The sequence below is a fragment of the Paraburkholderia sp. SIMBA_030 genome (genome assembly GCF_046535245.1).
Classification (GTDB): Bacteria; Pseudomonadota; Gammaproteobacteria; order Burkholderiales; family Burkholderiaceae; genus Paraburkholderia.
This window is the reverse complement of sequence record NZ_JAWRXB010001252.1, coordinates 1-249: the sequence shown is the minus strand read 5'-3', so window position 1 is coordinate 249 and position 249 is coordinate 1. Positions and strand designations below refer to the sequence as shown.

Below are 249 nucleotides of genomic sequence, written 5' to 3'. Positions count from 1 at the left end.
CAGGACGATCTCGAACGCGCGTGCGCGCTCACGGACGCGGCCTTCGACACCTTCCGCGAAACGCCGCTCGACACGCGTGCGCGTTTTCTGGAAACCATCGGCGAGCAGATCATGGCGATCGGCGACGCGCTGATCGAACGCTGTATGGCCGAAACCGGTTTGCCGCGCGCGCGGCTCGAAGGCGAACGCGCGCGTACGGTCGGCCAGTTGCGTCTCTTTGCCAACGTGTTGCGTCACGGCGATTTCGTC

The 249-nt window shown here is 65.5% G+C and carries 1 protein-coding gene; it reads left to right on the top strand.

Annotation, left to right across the window (positions count from 1 at the left end):
• The coding region (locus SB772_RS44065; protein WP_410839032.1) for an aldehyde dehydrogenase family protein at nucleotides 1-249 on the top strand (249 nt) is incomplete at both ends.